The 15,498-nt window shown below is 63.4% G+C and carries 14 protein-coding genes; 6 read left to right on the plus strand and 8 right to left on the minus strand.

Annotated features, from left to right (window positions below):
• Positions 1–69: 69 nt before the first annotated feature.
• Positions 70–495, minus strand: coding sequence for a DUF1330 domain-containing protein (locus ABIB66_RS07275; protein ID WP_354205880.1), 426 nt, complete (start codon positions 493–495; stop codon positions 70–72).
• A 167-nt stretch (positions 496–662) separates the two neighbouring features.
• Here ABIB66_RS07275 and ABIB66_RS07280 point away from each other — a divergent pair, with 167 nt between their 5' ends.
• Complete coding sequence (locus ABIB66_RS07280) at positions 663–2,876, plus strand: transglycosylase domain-containing protein (RefSeq protein ID WP_354254632.1); 2,214 nt, start codon at positions 663–665, stop codon at positions 2,874–2,876.
• 255 nt (positions 2,877–3,131) lie between these two features.
• Here the strand turns inward: ABIB66_RS07280 and ABIB66_RS07285 are convergent, their stop codons facing one another.
• The 4 genes from ABIB66_RS07285 to ABIB66_RS07300 all read right to left on the minus strand — a co-directional run bounded on the left by ABIB66_RS07285 (position 3,132) and on the right by ABIB66_RS07300 (position 7,370).
• Positions 3,132–3,971 carry a M48 family metallopeptidase gene (locus ABIB66_RS07285; RefSeq protein WP_354205876.1) on the minus strand — a complete coding sequence of 280 codons (840 nt, stop codon included), beginning with the start codon at positions 3,969–3,971 and terminating at the stop codon, positions 3,132–3,134.
• A 217-nt stretch (positions 3,972–4,188) separates the two neighbouring features.
• Entirely contained in the window at positions 4,189–5,517 is a 1,329-nt protein-coding gene (locus tag ABIB66_RS07290) for a polyhydroxyalkanoate depolymerase (RefSeq protein WP_275168641.1), read from the minus strand.
• A gap of 121 nt (positions 5,518–5,638) precedes the next feature.
• Positions 5,639–6,457 (minus strand): ABC transporter permease, encoded by an 819-nt coding sequence (locus ABIB66_RS07295; protein WP_354205874.1) that lies wholly within the window; start codon positions 6,455–6,457, stop codon positions 5,639–5,641.
• A gap of 109 nt (positions 6,458–6,566) precedes the next feature.
• Entirely contained in the window at positions 6,567–7,370 is an 804-nt protein-coding gene (locus ABIB66_RS07300) for an ABC transporter ATP-binding protein (RefSeq protein WP_354205872.1), read from the minus strand.
• Between the two features lie 105 nt (positions 7,371–7,475).
• Here ABIB66_RS07300 and ABIB66_RS07305 point away from each other — a divergent pair, with 105 nt between their 5' ends.
• Entirely contained in the window at positions 7,476–8,786 is a 1,311-nt protein-coding gene (locus tag ABIB66_RS07305; RefSeq protein ID WP_354064539.1) for an ActS/PrrB/RegB family redox-sensitive histidine kinase, read from the plus strand.
• 103 nt (positions 8,787–8,889) lie between these two features.
• The gene (locus ABIB66_RS07310) at positions 8,890–9,444 is read left to right on the plus strand and encodes an ActR/PrrA/RegA family redox response regulator transcription factor (protein ID WP_007598178.1); all 555 of its coding nucleotides are present in this window, start codon (positions 8,890–8,892) and stop codon (positions 9,442–9,444) included.
• Positions 9,445–9,600: 156 nt separating this feature from the next.
• Here the strand turns inward: ABIB66_RS07310 and ABIB66_RS07315 are convergent, their stop codons facing one another.
• Positions 9,601–10,089: an MmcB family DNA repair protein gene (locus tag ABIB66_RS07315; RefSeq protein WP_354206428.1), complete on the minus strand. Its 489-nt coding sequence runs from the start codon at positions 10,087–10,089 to the stop codon at positions 9,601–9,603.
• A 277-nt stretch (positions 10,090–10,366) separates the two neighbouring features.
• On the opposite strand from ABIB66_RS07315, the gene ABIB66_RS07320 reads away from it, so the two are divergent.
• Positions 10,367–12,064 (plus strand): alpha-amylase family protein, encoded by a 1,698-nt coding sequence (locus ABIB66_RS07320; protein WP_354205869.1) that lies wholly within the window; start codon positions 10,367–10,369, stop codon positions 12,062–12,064.
• Positions 12,065–12,226: 162 nt separating this feature from the next.
• On the opposite strand, the gene ABIB66_RS07325 is transcribed toward ABIB66_RS07320, so the two are convergent.
• Complete coding sequence (locus ABIB66_RS07325) at positions 12,227–13,825, minus strand: alpha-amylase family glycosyl hydrolase (RefSeq protein WP_354205867.1); 1,599 nt, start codon at positions 13,823–13,825, stop codon at positions 12,227–12,229.
• A 172-nt stretch (positions 13,826–13,997) separates the two neighbouring features.
• Between ABIB66_RS07325 and ABIB66_RS07330 the strand changes: the two genes are divergently transcribed.
• Complete coding sequence (locus tag ABIB66_RS07330; RefSeq protein WP_354064534.1) at positions 13,998–14,678, plus strand: MBL fold metallo-hydrolase; 681 nt, start codon at positions 13,998–14,000, stop codon at positions 14,676–14,678.
• 3 nt (positions 14,679–14,681) lie between these two features.
• Here ABIB66_RS07330 and ABIB66_RS07335 read toward each other — a convergent pair whose 3' ends face one another.
• Positions 14,682–15,062 carry a winged helix-turn-helix transcriptional regulator gene (locus ABIB66_RS07335; protein WP_354205864.1) on the minus strand — a complete coding sequence of 127 codons (381 nt, stop codon included), beginning with the start codon at positions 15,060–15,062 and terminating at the stop codon, positions 14,682–14,684.
• Positions 15,063–15,194: 132 nt separating this feature from the next.
• Between ABIB66_RS07335 and ABIB66_RS07340 the strand changes: the two genes are divergently transcribed.
• Positions 15,195–15,497, plus strand: coding sequence for a hypothetical protein (locus ABIB66_RS07340; protein WP_354205862.1), 303 nt, complete (start codon positions 15,195–15,197; stop codon positions 15,495–15,497).
• Position 15,498 lies beyond the last annotated feature (1 nt).

The following is a 15,498-nucleotide window of genomic DNA, read 5'->3' on the forward strand; positions in this document are numbered from 1 at the left end:
CGAGATTCTCAGGTGCGCAATTGCGCACCTGAGTTCGATGCTTTCGCATCGCCCCGGAACGACGTGGCTCTACTCCGGCACCTCGCCAAAGTTCTTTCCCACGGGCAGCACCGCATGCCGAATGAGCCGTGAATCCTCCACCGCAGCCTGCCTGTGCTTCACCGCTTCGCGATAGACGGGATGGCGGATCATCTCGACGAAGGCGGCGACGCTTGGGTATTCGGCGATGAAGCAATGGTCCCAGCGCTCGGTCTCGGGGCCGATCAGCATCAGCTCGAATTTGCCCTGCCAGACGATGCGGCCACCGAGGCGTTCGAACACCGGGCCACTCTCGCGGCCATAGGCCGCATAGGCTTCCGCGCCGCTCGCCTTGCGGCCATCCGGATAGGCCGCCTCTTTGCGCAAGCGCACCAGGTTGAGCATGTGGATCGGGCCGGGGCGGTCGTTGTCCCGGAACTGCGCGAAAATCTCCTTGGTCGGATCGATGTGGCCCATCTGAGTTCCCTCTTGTTTTATGCGCGCGATCCTAGCTCTGCCGTCCACCCAGCGGAACTGCGGCCAGCGAATGCCGCACCTCCTAATCACGCGTTAAGCTCTGGGTAACCGGGCCTTAAACAGCGACCGCTAGCGTGCGGCGGGGCGGGCTGACCGGGCGTTTGCGTATGGGGTTGGGAAAGAAAAAGGGTGGGCGGAAGGAGCCGTTGTTCGGCTTGCCTGCGGCACTCGCCGATCTGCGCCTGACCGCAGCCGACCGCATTCCTGGCGGCGATGACAAGCCGAAGAAACCAACGAAATCATCTGCCAAGCGCAAGAGCGAGGATGCCGGCGACGAGCAGCCGCGCGAGCGGAAGGCGCCGGCCGGCCGCGGCAGCGCCAAGCGGCGATCCAAGTCGCGCATTGGCGCCAGTCTCGGCCGCCTGGTCTATTGGGGCGCGGTGCTGGGCCTGTGGGGCGCAATCGCCGTGATCGGCGTCGTGATCTATGTCGGCGCTCATCTGCCGCCGATCCAGTCGCTGGAAATCCCCAAGCGGCCACCGACGATCCAGATCGTCGGCATCGACGGCAGCATGCTGGCGCAACGGGGCGAGATGGCCGGCGCCAATGTCGCGCTGAAGGATCTGCCGCAATATCTGCCCAAGGCGTTCATCGCCATCGAGGATCGCCGCTTCTATTCGCATTTCGGCATTGATCCCGTCGGCATCCTGCGCGCGCTCGTCGCCAACGTGCTCCATCGCGGCGTGTCGCAGGGCGGCTCGACGCTGACACAGCAATTGGCGAAAAACCTGTTCCTGACCCAAGAGCGCACCATGGCGCGCAAGCTGCAGGAAGCGGAGCTCGCGATGTGGCTGGAGCGCAAGCATTCCAAGAACGAGATTTTGGAGCTCTATCTCAACCGCGTCTATTTCGGCTCCGGCGCCTATGGCGTCGAGGCCGCCGCGCAGCGCTATTTCGGCAAGTCGGCCAAGAACGTCACCGTCGCGGAGGCCGCGATGCTGGCCGGCCTCGTCAAATCGCCCTCGCGGCTCGCGCCGAACCGCAACCCCGAGGGCGCAGAAGCGCGCGCGAAAATCGTGCTCACGGCGATGGCGGATGCCAAATTCATCACCGAAGCGCAAGCGCAGGCCTCGATCGGCCAACCCTCCTACAATGTGAAGCCGGTCGGCGCCGGCACGGTCAATTACGTCGCCGACTGGATCGGCGAGGTGCTGGACGATCTGGTCGGGCAGATCGACGAGAGCATCAAGGTCGAGACCACGATCGATCCGAAGCTCCAGAGCGTGGCCGAAGCCGCCATCATCGACGAGCTCGCGGCCAAGAGCGTGAAGTTCAATGTCAGCCAGGGCGCGCTGGTGGCGATGACGCCTGACGGCGCGGTGCGCGCCATGGTCGGGGGCCGGAACTATTCCGAGAGCCAGTACAACCGCGCGGTCACTGCCAGGCGCCAGCCGGGCTCCTCGTTCAAGCCGTTCGTGTACCTGACCGCGCTCGAGCAGGGGCTGACGCCCGACACGCTCCGCCAGGACGCGCCGATCGAGGTCAAGGGCTGGAAACCCGAGAACTACACCCACGAATATTTCGGCGCGGTGACGCTGACCCAGGCGCTCGCGATGTCGCTCAACACGGTCGCCATCCGCCTCGGCCTCGAGGTCGGGCCGAAGAACGTGGTGCGCACCGCGCACCGGCTCGGCATCTCCTCGAAACTCGAGCCCAACGCCTCGATCGCGCTCGGCACCTCCGAAGTCTCGATGGTCGAGCTGGTCGGCGCCTATGCACCCTTCGCCAATGGCGGCTTCACGGCGACGCCGCATGTCGTCACGCGGATCAGGACGCTCAGCGGCAAGCTGCTCTACATGCGCCAGGCGGACGAGCACAATCAGGTGGTCGACCCGCGCTATGTCGGCATGATGAACGCGATGATGCGGGAAACACTGATCAGCGGCACCGCCAAGAAGGCGGAGATCCCGGGCTGGCCGGCGGCCGGCAAGACCGGCACCAGCCAGGACTACCGCGACGCCTGGTTCATCGGCTACACCGCCAACCTCGTCACCGGCGTGTGGCTCGGCAATGACGACAACTCGCCGACCAAGAAGGCGACCGGCGGCGGCTTGCCGGTCGAAGTCTGGTCGCGCTTCATGAAGACGGCGCACGAGGGCGTGCCGGTGGCAGCCTTGCCAAGCTCTCCAGGTGGCTGGGGCCTGTCGAACCTCGCGCAGGCGACGTCGCAAGTGTCGCCGCCAACGGCGGCAGCGCCCGCACCGGCACCAGCCAGCAACGGCGGCTATCGCCCGCCCCCCACGCGCGCCAATGCGCGACCGGAAGCAGCCGCAGGACTTGATGGCTGGCTGATGGACCGGCTGTTCGGCGGAAATCGCTAGGTTCTGCTTGAGGTCCGGGTGACCTCAAAACAAAAACTGCGAAAACAACCCCATGCACAGTAGCCGAGGATAACGAAATCAACGGCTTGCGCGGGCAGCACAGACGCTGGAATCGCGCGCTGGGCTGTCATTCCCCGCGGAGGCGGGGAAGCCAGTACGCCGCGGCTTCTTGATTCAATAACAACTGTCTCTGGAATACTGGATCGCCCGCTTTCGCGGGCGATGACAGCGTCGGATGGAATTGGCAGCGAGAGCCTAATCCTCGACCCCGTACCGGTGCAGGTCGTTGCCGTACGTATCGAGCCACTTCTTGGCGCGCTCCATCGACGGGCAGACCTTGCCGCAGACGCGCCAGAACCGCGCCGAGTGGTTCATCTCGACGAGATGAGCGACCTCGTGGGCGGCGAGGTAGTCGAGCACGTAGGGCGGCGCGAGGATCAGGCGCCAGGAGAACGACAGCGAGCCCGCCGAGGTGCAGGAGCCCCAGCGGCTCGATTGATCGCGGATCGAGAGCCGCTTGACCTTGACGCCGAGCTCCGCGGCATAGGATTCCGCGGCGCGCTGAAGGTCGCGGCGCGCCTCGCGCTTGAGAAAGTCGCCGATGCGACGGTCGGCATGCTCGACGCCACCGGCCACGCAGAGAATGCGTTCACCGCTATCGCGCACTTCCGTCCACACCGTACCGCGCGTGCCGGCGCGATGAACGATGCGATGAGAAATGCCGCGAAGCGGTATCACTGTGCCAGGCTGGAACGGCGCAGCCTTCGGCAAACGGCCGAGACGTGCCGCGATCCATGCGCCGTGACGCTGTGCGAAGTCTTTTGCTTCGGCGAGCGTGCCGCGCGGCGGCATGGTGAGGATGGCTTCGCGATCGCTCGGATGAATTCTGAGCGTGTAACGACGCGCGCGGCGATGCCGGCGCAGTCGAATCGCAAAATATTGCGATCCATGGGTGATCAGGAGGGTCTTCGGCTCGTGGGGCCGACGATAGAGGAGTGCGCGAGTGGCCATGTCTGTCAGTCCGGGGGGCAGGAGAGCGCCCGGATTCTGCCATAACCGCCGCCAGGGAAAGCGCTCGGCGCAAAAACAAATCATTTGCCCAATATACAGGGGTCTGGCGTCCGGGAGACCCTACAGACTGGGGTTGGAACCGGCTTTTTTCGCCCCCGTCAGGCGCATGCGGCACCCCCAAGGGGTGAGGTTGGACTCACTCCTACAAAGCTACCTAAATACCGCGAATCTGGCGGGAACTCACCCCTGTCGGAGCCTCCGACAGGGCGTCGATTTTCAGCGGGAAAGCCGAAAAACGCGATTATTCGGCCGCGAGCGCCTGCAATGAGCTCGGATTCGCCGCCGACACCATGAAGTCATGGATGCGCGGCACGATTTCCGATTTGAAGCGCGAACCATTGAACACGCCGTAATGTCCAACGCCCTTCTGGACGTAATGAACGCGGCGATGATCGGGAATCGAGCTGCACAATGCGTGCGTTGCTTCGGTCTGACCGATGCCGGAGATGTCGTCGTTCTCGCCTTCGACCGTCATCAACGCGACGCGCGTGACCTTTGAGGGATCGACGCGTGTTCCACGATGGGTCATCTCGCCCTTCGGCAGCGAATGCTTAACGAACACGGTGTCGACGGTCTGCAGGTAATACTCGGCGGAGAGATCCATCACCGCGAGATATTCGTCGTAGAAGTCGCGATGCTTGTCGACGAGGTCACCGTCGCCCTTCACCAGGTTGGCGAACAGCTGCTTGTGGGCGTCCATATGCCGGTCGAGATTCATGCTGATGAAGCCGTTCAGCTGCAGGAAGCCCGGATAGACATCGCGCATCATGCCCGGATGCGGGAACGGCACCTTGGTGATGACGTGGTTGCGGAACCAGTCGATGCCGCGCTCCTGGGCGAGGTTGTTCACCGCGGTCGGATTGCGACGGGTGTCGATCGGACCACCCATCAGCGTCATCGAGGTCGGCACGAAGGGATCACGCCGCGCTTCCATGATCGAAACGGCAGCAACGACGGGAACCGAGGGCTGGCACACCGCCAGCACATGCGTGTTACCGCCGAGGACATGCAGCATCTCGATGACGTAGTCGATGTAGTCGTCGAGATCGAAGCGGCCGTCGCTGAGCGGCACCATGCGGGCATCGGCCCAATCGGTGATGTAGACCTCATGCGCCGGCAGGAAAGCCTCGACCGTCCCGCGGAGCAGCGTCGCGTAATGGCCGGACATCGGCGCCACGATCAGCACGCGCGGCTGCGGGCTGCGCAGCGGACGGGTGAACTTGCGATCGAAGTAGAGCAGGCGGCAGAACGGCTTTTCCCAGACCGAGCGAACCTCGACGGGGACGCGGATGCCGTTGACCTCGGTATCGTTGAGGCCCCATTCCGGCTTGCCGTAGCGGCGCGTGGTGCGTTCGAACAATTCGCAAGCCGCGGCAACCGACTTGCCGACCTCGGTGCGTGCCCACGGATTGAGGGGATTTTGAAACAGCAGCTTGGTTGCGTCCGTGATCGCACGCGCCGGATTGAGAGAGGCTTGCCCCATCTCGTACATCCAGTACATCGGCGTCGTCAGGACCGGACTGCCTTCGGCCACCAGGGGCGGCGCGCCGCCAAACTCACCAATCGGCATCGCTATATTCCTCTTCGCATCGCAGCATACTGCCGAATGCGTAATATTGCGTCAATGCATGGTTCCGTACATCTACGTGGCCCAGGTGCCCAAACCGGGCTGAATCCACGAGAAAGTGACGTTATTCGCCGCCTGACAGCAACGAGCCCTGCATCCGGGCGCTGCGCAAAAGGGCAAGGAATGCCCCAAAAGATGCAACCAACAGCACCACGTTGATGGCCAACGCGCCCAGCATCAGATCGGTCCTGAAGGTGTTTTCGATCAGCAGCGCGCGCATCCCTTCGAACACATAGGTCGGCGGCAGCGTCCAGGCGACATATTGCAACCAGACCGGCAGCACGCTGACGGGATAGTAGACGCAGGCGAGCGGCATGATGCCGAACATCAAGGTCCAGACGATGCTCTCGGCGCCGAGGCCGTTTCGCAGCACCAGGCCGGAAACGAAGATGCCGACCGACCAGCTCGTGAAGATCAGATTGCAGAAGAACGCAATCAGCGGCACGCCGAGCGCATAAACGTTGAAGTGAAACAGGAACAACGCGAGCAGCGTCATCGGGATGACGCCGATCGCGAGCCGGATCAGGCTCATGATCATCAGCGACAGCAGAAATTCGATCGGCTTCAACGGGCTCATCATGAGATTGCCGAGGTTGCGCGCCCACATCTCTTCCAGGAACGAGATCGAAAAGCCGAGCTGCCCGCGAAACAGGATGTCCCAGAGGATGACGGCGCCGATCAGCGTGCCGCCGGCACGCGCGAAGAAGTTTGCATTCTGCGCGATATAAAGCTGAAGAAAGCCCCAGGTGATGACTTGCAGCGCCGGCCAGTAGAGCAGCTCGAGCAGCCGCGGCCAGGACGACAGCAAGAGGTACCAATAGCGCAGGATCATCGCGCCGATGCGATGCAGGGAGATGCCGCGGTGAACGGTGAGCTCGCTCATGGCGGCCTCCCGTAGCCCGGATGGAGCGTAGCGCAATCCGGGGCCGGTCGGGCCAGATGCGCGAATCCCGGATTACGCTGCGCTCCATCCGGGCTACGAATGCAGTCACTCATCGTGCGTCCTCCTGCGCGCCGTTCACCCGGCCGCGCGCGACGTCCAGAAACACCTCTTCCAGCGTGGTGCGGTTGTAGCGCGCCATGATGGCTTCGGGCGTATCGTCGTCCTCGATGCGGCCGCGCTTCATGATGATGACGCGGTCGCAGAGCCGCTCGACTTCGAGCATGTTGTGCGAGGCCAGGAGGATGGTGGCGTTGTTCGCCTTGCGATAACGCTCCAGATGACCCCGAACCCAGTCGGCGGTGTCGGGATCGAGCGAGGCGGTCGGCTCGTCCAGCAACAGCAGCTCGGGCTGGTTGATCAGCGCCTTGGCAAGCGCAACGCGCGTCTTTTGTCCTGCGGAGAGCTTGCCGTTAGCGCGGTCGATGAACTCGGTGAGATCGAGATCGTCGGCGAGCTCAGCGATGCGCTCGGAGAGGTTCTTCACCGCATAGAGCTTGCCGAACACGGTGAGGTTCTGACGCACCGTGAGCCGCATCGGCATGTCGACATAGGGACTCTCGAAATTCATCCGCCCCAGCACGGAAGCACTTTCCTCCGGCATTCGATGCCCGAGCACCTGCACGCGGCCGGAGGTCGGCAGCACGAGGCCCATGATCGTCGCGATGGTCGTGGTCTTGCCGGCGCCGTTGCCGCCCAGCAGCCCCGTGATGCTGCCGCGCGGAAGCGAAAAGGAGATGTCGTCGACGGCGCGGGTCTGCTTGTACACCTTGACGAGGTGATCGACCGCGATTGCCGCGGAGAGGCTGCGATCCGCGACAGTCGGCCAGCTTGAAGCTTTGTCATTCTCGGTCATGCTGGGCGTTCTTCTGCTATTGCAGCGGAGAGCGCAAGGCTTGTAATCCGGTGGTTCCGTGAGCCGCGCGCTTGTGATCGAGAAGGCACCGCCCCATTGGCCGAAATGACCGAACTTGCCGCTTCCGACTTTCGCCCCGCGCAGCGGCATATCCGCCTGGATACCATCCTGCGGCTGCGCTGGCTCGCGGTGCTGGGCCAGCTCGCCGCGATCTTCATCGTGGCGCAGGGGCTGGAATTCAACGTCGAGATCGTCCCCTGCGTCAGCATCATCGCGCTGTCGGCGGCGCTCAATCTGGGGCTCCAGACCGTGTCCAATCCGCTGCAGCGGCTGGAGCCGATGCAGGCGGCCGGACTGCTCGCGCTCAACATCGTGGAGCTGGCCGGTCTCCTGTTTTTCACCGGCGGACTCCAGAACCCGTTCTCGTTCCTGTTCCTCGCACCCGTGCTGATCTCGGCGACCGCGCTGCCGGCCCGCTTCACCTTCGGCCTCGGCGTGCTCGCTGTCGCCTGCGCCTCGGTCCTGTTCTTCTTCCATCTGCCGCTGCCCTGGGATTCCGACGATCCGCTGGTGCTGCCGCCGATCTATCTCGTCGGCGTCTGGCTCTCGATCGCGCTCGCGATCGGCGTCACCAGCCTCTACTCGTTCCAGGTCACCGAGGAGGCGCGCAAGCTCGCCGACGCGCTGGCCGCGACCGAGTTGGTGCTGACGCGCGAGCAGCATCTGACCCAGCTCGACGGCCTGGCCGCCGCCGCAGCGCACGAGCTCGGCACGCCGCTCGCGACGATCTTCCTGATCTCGCGCGAGCTGGAGAAGACAGTGAAGGAGCCCAATTTTGCCGCCGACCTGAAGACCCTGCGCGAGCAGACGCAGCGTTGCCGCGACATATTGAGCAAGATCACCCAGCTCTCCTCCACCGGCGCACCGTTCGACCGCATGAAGCTGTCGGAGCTGATCGAGGAGGTGGTGGCGCCGCACCGCGATTTCGGGGTCGATATCAAGGTGCGCATCGCCGTTGCCATCGTGGCCGAGCCGGTCGGCTCGCGCAATCCGGCGATCCTCTACGGCGTCGGCAACATCGTCGAGAACGCGGTCGATTTCGCCCGCACCACCGTCGAGGTGAATGCGTGGTGGAACAAGGACACGATCGAGCTCGTGATTTCCGACGATGGTCCAGGCATTCCGCCTGACATCCTGAACCGGATCGGCGAGCCCTATTTGTCGCGGCGGCGCAACCGGGACGAAGGCGGCGGCCTCGGACTCGGCGTGTTCATCGCGCGCACCTTGCTGGAGCGCACCGGCGCCAAGGTCTCGTTTACCAACCGGACCTTTCCGGATCATGGCGCAGTGGTCCAGATCACGTGGCCGAGAGAGCGTTTTGAGACTATCGAGACCTTCGAAGAAACAATAGGATAGGCCGCGACCTTGCGTCGCACAACGGGGCCGATCGACTATTGGCGCACTTGGCACCGCCCGATTGCGCCGCCATATGTAGACGCGCTGGAGAGAGGACGACACCTTGAACGCCATCGCCGAACTGAACGAACAGACCGACCGCTCGCTTCTGATCGTGGAGGACGACAAGCCGTTTCTGGAGCGGCTGTCGCGCGCCATGGAAACGCGCGGCTTTGCGGTGACGTCATGCGACACCGTCTCGGACGGTCTGGCGCAGATCGGCAAGGCGGCGCCGGCATTCGCCGTGGTCGATCTGCGGCTCGGCGACGGCAACGGTCTCGACGTGGTCTCGGCGCTGAAGAAGAAGCGTCCCGACGCCCGCGCCATCGTGCTGACCGGTTATGGCAACATCGCCACTGCCGTCACCGCGGTGAAGATGGGCGCGGTCGATTATCTCTCAAAGCCCGCGGATGCCGACGACGTCGTCGCGGCGCTGCTGTCGACCGGCTCGGACAAGTCCGAATTGCCGGCGAATCCGATGTCGGCCGACCGCGTGCGCTGGGAACACATCCAGCGCATCTACGAGATGTGCAACCGAAACGTCTCGGAAACCGCGCGCCGGCTCAACATGCATCGGCGTACGTTGCAGCGGATCCTGGCCAAGCGCGCGCCGCGCTGATAGTCATGCCTTCCGTGCCCCGGACGCTGCGCAGCACGAAGTGATGCGCTGCTGAGCCGGCGGGGCCCATGCCTCAGCTCGAATCGTCGCCTGCTGGGTCCCGGCTCTGCGCAGCAACGCTGAAGCGTTGCAGCGCGTCCGGGACACGAGACCGGCCTATTCCCAAAACTCCGCATGCCCCTGCGGATCGACCAGCCGGTTGATCCGCAACGCCGCCGCCATGGCGAAACGCACCGTCATCTGCTTGCGCGTGGCCGCAGCGAGCTTGTGCTCGGGCGCCTCGCATTGCAGGTGCGCGCCATAGGCGTCCGCGATGATCAGGCCGGTATCTTGCGGAAAGATCTCGCAAGGCAGGTCCTGCGTGAAGGCGAAGAACAGCCGGTCGCAATGCGCCCGGTATTCGTGCCATTTCTGATCGGCACGCAAATCCTCCACCGACGACTTAATCTCGACGATCCAGATCTCGCCGCGCTCGTTCAGCGCGACGAGATCGGCGCGCCGCCCCGAGGGCAGCGGCAATTCGCTGATGCAGGTGAAGCCGAGCGAGCGCAACAATCGCGCAGTGCCGCGCGCGATCGCCAGCGCCGTCTCGGATTGACGGCGGTCGGGTGGTGGCACGAGGGCAATGCGGGCGGGATTGTCCATGGCGGGAGGATAGCCGATTCCTCCGAACGCGGACACCTTGCTCCATTCTCAAATGTCGTCCCGGCGAAGGCCGGGACCCATAATCACGGAAAGGAGTTTAGCGAAGGCTAATGGTTGCGGCCCGCGGTACGTGCACCGCGCCTCACGGAGAAATCACCCGGTATGGGTCCCGGCCTTCGCCGGGACGACACCTGAGTAAAAGCGGGGAACCTCAAGTCTCCCTCGCACTTATCACGCAGCCGCCACACCTCGGCGGAACCACCGAGGCTGCGCGCGCATGATCGACGATCTCTGGTACAAGAACGCCATCATCTATTGCCTGTCCGTCGGCACCTATATGGACGCCAACGGCGATGGCATCGGCGATTTCAAGGGCTTGCTGCGCCGGCTCGATTATCTGCACGGCCTCGGCATCACCACGATCTGGCTGATGCCGTTCCAGACCTCGCCCGGCCGCGACGACGGCTACGATGTCGCGGATTATTACAGCGTCGATGCCCGCTACGGCACGCTCGGAGATTTCGTCGAGTTCACCCATGGCTGCAAGCAGCGCGGCATTCGCGTCATCATCGATCTCGTCGTCAACCACACCTCCGACCAGCATCCCTGGTTCAAGGCGGCGCGGAGCGACAAGAACTCGCCCTACCGCGACTGGTATGTCTGGTCCGACAAGAAGCCAGCCAACGCCAATCAGGGCATGGTGTTTCCCGGCGTTCAGAAATCGACCTGGACGCGCGACAAGGAAGCCGGCGCCTGGTACTTCCACCGCTTCTACGATTTCCAGCCCGATCTCAACACCTCGAACCCGCGCGTGCAGGCCGAGATTCTGAAGATCATGGGCTTCTGGATCCAACTCGGCGTCTCAGGCTTTCGCATGGATGCCGTGCCTTTCGTCATCTCGACCAAAGGCGCCAAGGTGAAAAAGCCGGCCGAGCAATACGACATGCTGCGGACGTTTCGTGAATTCCTGCAATGGCGGCAGGGCGATGCCATCATTCTCGCCGAGGCCAACGTGCTGCCAAAGACGGACATGGAATATTTCGGCCGGGATGCCGACCGCATGCATATGATGTTCAATTTCCAGGTCAACCAGCATCTGTTCTATGCGCTGGCCTCGTCCGATTCACGCCCGTTGGGGAAAGCGCTGAAGGCGACCAAGCCGCGGCCCGCCTCGGCGCAATGGGGCCTGTTCCTGCGCAATCATGACGAACTCGATTTGGGGCGGCTGACCAAGGCGCAGCGCGAAATCGTGTTCAAACGCTTCGGTCCCGACAAGGACATGCAGCTCTACGACCGCGGCATTCGCCGTCGCCTGGCACCGATGCTGGGTGGCGACCGCCGGCGGCTCGAGCTCGCCTACAGCCTAATGTGCACGCTGCCGGGGACGCCGGTGATCCGCTATGGCGACGAGATCGCAATGGGCGATGATCTTTCGCTGCCGGAACGCAATTGCGCGCGGACGCCGATGCAATGGTCGACCGAGCCGCATGGCGGATTCACCACCAGCGACAAGCCGGCCCTGCCCGTCATCGACGAGGGACCTTATGGTTTCGAGCACCTCAATGTCGCAAAACAACGGCGCGATCCCAACTCCATGCTGAACTGGACCGAGCGCATCGTCCGCATGCGCAAGGAGGTGCCGGAGATCGGCTGGGGCGATTTTACAGTCATTCCGACGCGCGATCCCGCCGTGTTCATCATGCGTTACGACTGGCGCAACAATTCCGTGCTGTTCGTGCACAATTTCGACGAGAAGCCGCGCGAGATCGCGTTCTCGGCGGGGCTGCCGGGCGAGGCCGGCAAGCACCTGATCAATCTGCTCGCGGAAGACCACAGCCATGCCGACAAGCGCGGCCAGCATCGTGTCGTGCTGGAGCCCTACGGCTATCGCTGGTACCGCGTCGGCGGATTGGATTATCTGCTGAAGCGGAGCGATATCGACAAAACGATACGGGGCAACAAGCATCCGGGGTGATGTGGAGATGCTGGAGTTGCGCCGCTTCCACGATCGTCATTGCGAGCGCAGCGAAGCAATCCAGACTGTCACCGCGGGAACATTCTGGATTGCTTCGCTGCGCTCGCAATGACGAGGAAAGTGCGTCGCCCATCTCTGCGCTTCGCTTGTCCAGGACGACGGTCATGGCGGCGTGATGATCACGCCCTCGTTGCCGCGCAAATCCAGCACGCCTTCGAGCCGCTCGCCCTCGCGATCCAGGAATGTCGACAGCAGAATCTCGCTGCCAAACTTGATCGCGCTGGTGGTGACCGGGATCGGCTCAGGGCCGAGATTGAGCACCACGATCACCGCCCTGCCCTCGGCCTCGCGGCGATAGACCAGGAGATCGCCTTGCGCCGCGATCGGATGATAGTCGCCCGCAACCAGCGGCGGACACCCCTGCCGCAACGCGATCAGGCGCTTGTAGAGCGTGAGGATCGAACGTGAATCGGCTTCGAGATCGACGACGTTGTTGTGGATGTGATCCTCCGGCAGCGGCAGCCATGGCCTGACGTCCGAGAAGCCGGCGAAGTTGGAGGAATCCCACTGCATCGGCGTGCGGCAGCCGTCGCGACCGACACCGATGCCGGGTACGTTCTTCTCGAAGGGGTCGCGCACGAACTCGGGGGCGATCGCGAGCTGATGCATGCCGATCTCGTCGCCGTAATAGAGCGTCGGCGTGCCGCGCAGCGTCAGCAGCAGCATGGCGGCGATTCGGGCCTGCTCCGGCCCGACGCGGCTTGCGACGCGCGGGCGATCGTGATTGCCGAGCACCCAGTTCGGCCATGCGCCCTTCGGCAGCGCCTTCTCGTAATCCTCGACAATCTTCTCGATCGATCGCGCGCTCCAGAAGGTCGAGAGCAGCGCGAAATTGAACGGCATCTGCGCGCCGGTGAGATCGTTGCCGTAATAGGCCATGAGGCGGTGCAGCGGCAGATAGATCTCGCCGATCAGGACGCGGGCAGCATAGGCATCCGTGACGCGGCGCATCTCGGCGATGACGTCGTGCACCTCCGGCTGGTCGGTGGAATATTGCGTCAGTATCTTTTCGTTCGGCGGCCGGCTTTCGACATAATGCGGATTGGGCGGGTTGTCGCGGAAATCGGCGTCCTTGATCAGATGCCAGATCACGTCGACGCGAAAGCCGTCGACGCCCTTCTCCAGCCAGAACCGCATCACGTCATAGATCGCCGCGCGGACATCGGGATTGCGCCAGTTGAGGTCCGGCTGCTGGGCGAGGAAGGCGTGATAGTAGTACTGACCGGTCGTCTCGTCGAACTGCCACGCGCTGCCGCCGAACTCGGACAGCCAGTTGTTCGGCACGCCGCCACCCCCGCCCGGGTCGCGCCAGATGTACCAGTCGCGTTTGGGATTGTCGCGCGAGGAGCGGCTTTCGACGAACCAGGGATGCTGGTCCGAGGTGTGGTTCGGCACCAGGTCGAGGATCAGCTTGAGGCCATTGTCGTGCGCGGCGGCAAGAAGCGCATCGAAATCCGCCATCGTGCCGAACAGCGGCTCGATGCCGGTATAGTCGGAGATGTCGTAGCCGAAATCGGCCATTGGCGAGGGGAAGATCGGCGACAACCAGATCGCGTCGACGCCGAGCGACTTCACATACGGCAGCCGCTGCAAAATGCCGGCGAGATCGCCGACACCGTCGCCGTTTGAATCCTGAAAGGAGCGCGGGTAGATCTGATAGAAGATGCCGTCGCGCCACCAATTGCTGCCGCTCTGAGCCATGCGGGAAATCCATCCAAAAACTGCTTCTCGCGCGGGAGAACGCGGAAGGAGCGCCCCGGTTCAAAACAGCAGGCGAATTGGGACAGCTGTGTGACGATGTCCGCGACTGTTCCCGAGCCATGGGGACAAATCTTTTGCTTGGCGACATGGCAAAAATCGGCATTGTGGCGCCATGACCGAGCAAAACGAGACACAGGCCCAAGCCGGCGCGAAAGCGGGCGCGATCATCGTTCCCGTGACGCTGTTTGAGCAGAATTGCACCATCATCTGGGACGAGCCTTCCAAGAAGGCCGTGGTGATCGATCCCGGCGGCGACGTGCCGAAGATCCTGGATGCCATCAAGCAGACCGGCGTCACCGTGGAGAAGATCTGGCTGACTCACGGCCATATCGACCATGTCGGCGGCGCGGACGAACTCCGCGACGCGCTGAAGGTGCCGATCGAGGGCCCGCATCTCGCGGACAAATTCCTGCTCGACAACGTGGTCGAGAGCGGCGCGCGCTTCGGCATGACGGGGGTGCGCAATTTCGAGCCGGACCGCTGGCTCGATGAAGGCGACAGCGTGGCGATCGGCGATCTCCAGTTCGAGATCTATCATTGCCCCGGCCACTCGCCCGGCAGCGTGGTGTTCTTCAACAAGGATCTGCGCTTCGCCCATGTCGGCGACGTCCTGTTCGCCGGCTCGGTCGGACGCACCGATCTGCCCGGCGGCAGTCACGCGACGCTGATCGACTCGATCAAGACCAAGCTGCTGCCGCTCGGCGACGATGTCGGCTTCATCTGCGGCCATGGCGCCGGCTCGAGCATCGGCCAGGAGCGGATGACCAATCCGTTCATCACCGGCGAGATGTAGGCCCTACTCGGCGGCGTCCGCCAGCACTTGGGGCGCACTCAGGTTACGGTCGCCCCAGTCGCGGATCGCCGCCACGACCGGCACGAAGCTCTTGCCTTTGCGGGTGAGGCGATATTCGACCTTCGGCGGCACCTCGCCAAAATCCTTGCGATCGATCAGGCCGCTCGCCGTCAGCGCCTTCAACTCGCGACTCAGCACGCGCGGGGTGATCTCCGCGCTGCCTTCCATGCCGCGCAACAGGCCGGTCCTGATCTCGCCATAGCGGCGCGGACCGTCCTTGAGGTCCCAGACGATGCGCAGCTTGTACTTGCCGCTGATCATCTTCTGAAAGGCCGCGACCGGGCAGCTGCGCGCTGGAACTGTCTTTGTCCTTTCCTTGGCCATGTCGCTTCCTCCATGTGCGAGATGAAGAATAAGAGCGGCGCCGAAAAAGTCCATACTATCAATTTTGTCCATACTTGCGGGATCGCATCCAGCACGCAGATGATGACGCACAATGCCAACAGGGAGCGTCACATGAAGCACTTCATGATCCGGTACGAATTCAAGAACGGCACGACGGAGGCCTGGCACCAGGAGGTCGGCCGCTTCATCAAGGCGATCGACGGCGATCCGGAACTGAAAGGACGGATCGGCTATCGCGTCCTGAAGAACCGCGACAATGGCAGCTATTTCCATCTCGCCAGCGTCAGCGACGATGCCGCGCAAAAGGCGCTGCAATCGCGCGACTTCTTCAAGGCCTATCAGGAGATGACGCGCAAGGTCGCCGGCGGCGAGGTGACGGCGATGCCGATCGAATGGATCGGCGCGACCGCCTGAG

Origin of the sequence: Bradyrhizobium sp. F1.13.3 (assembly GCF_040548265.1) — a bacterium.
GTDB lineage: Bacteria > Pseudomonadota > Alphaproteobacteria > Rhizobiales > Xanthobacteraceae > Bradyrhizobium.

Coding starts and splice junctions, on each gene's coding strand:
- ABIB66_RS07315 (WP_354206428.1), bottom strand. CDS start 10,089: ATGGACAATCCCGCCCGCATTGCCCTCGTGCCACCACCCGACCGCCGT.
- ABIB66_RS07280 (WP_354254632.1), top strand. CDS start 663: ATGGGGTTGGGAAAGAAAAAGGGTGGGCGGAAGGAGCCGTTGTTCGGC.
- ABIB66_RS07330 (WP_354064534.1), top strand. CDS start 13,998: ATGACCGAGCAAAACGAGACACAGGCCCAAGCCGGCGCGAAAGCGGGC.
- ABIB66_RS07320 (WP_354205869.1), top strand. CDS start 10,367: ATGATCGACGATCTCTGGTACAAGAACGCCATCATCTATTGCCTGTCC.
- ABIB66_RS07285 (WP_354205876.1), bottom strand. CDS start 3,971: ATGATTTGTTTTTGCGCCGAGCGCTTTCCCTGGCGGCGGTTATGGCAG.
- ABIB66_RS07340 (WP_354205862.1), top strand. CDS start 15,195: ATGAAGCACTTCATGATCCGGTACGAATTCAAGAACGGCACGACGGAG.
- ABIB66_RS07305 (WP_354064539.1), top strand. CDS start 7,476: ATGACCGAACTTGCCGCTTCCGACTTTCGCCCCGCGCAGCGGCATATC.
- ABIB66_RS07325 (WP_354205867.1), bottom strand. CDS start 13,825: ATGGCTCAGAGCGGCAGCAATTGGTGGCGCGACGGCATCTTCTATCAG.
- ABIB66_RS07295 (WP_354205874.1), bottom strand. CDS start 6,457: ATGAGCGAGCTCACCGTTCACCGCGGCATCTCCCTGCATCGCATCGGC.
- ABIB66_RS07275 (WP_354205880.1), bottom strand. CDS start 495: ATGGGCCACATCGATCCGACCAAGGAGATTTTCGCGCAGTTCCGGGAC.
- ABIB66_RS07300 (WP_354205872.1), bottom strand. CDS start 7,370: ATGACCGAGAATGACAAAGCTTCAAGCTGGCCGACTGTCGCGGATCGC.
- ABIB66_RS07335 (WP_354205864.1), bottom strand. CDS start 15,062: ATGGCCAAGGAAAGGACAAAGACAGTTCCAGCGCGCAGCTGCCCGGTC.
- ABIB66_RS07290 (WP_275168641.1), bottom strand. CDS start 5,517: ATGCCGATTGGTGAGTTTGGCGGCGCGCCGCCCCTGGTGGCCGAAGGC.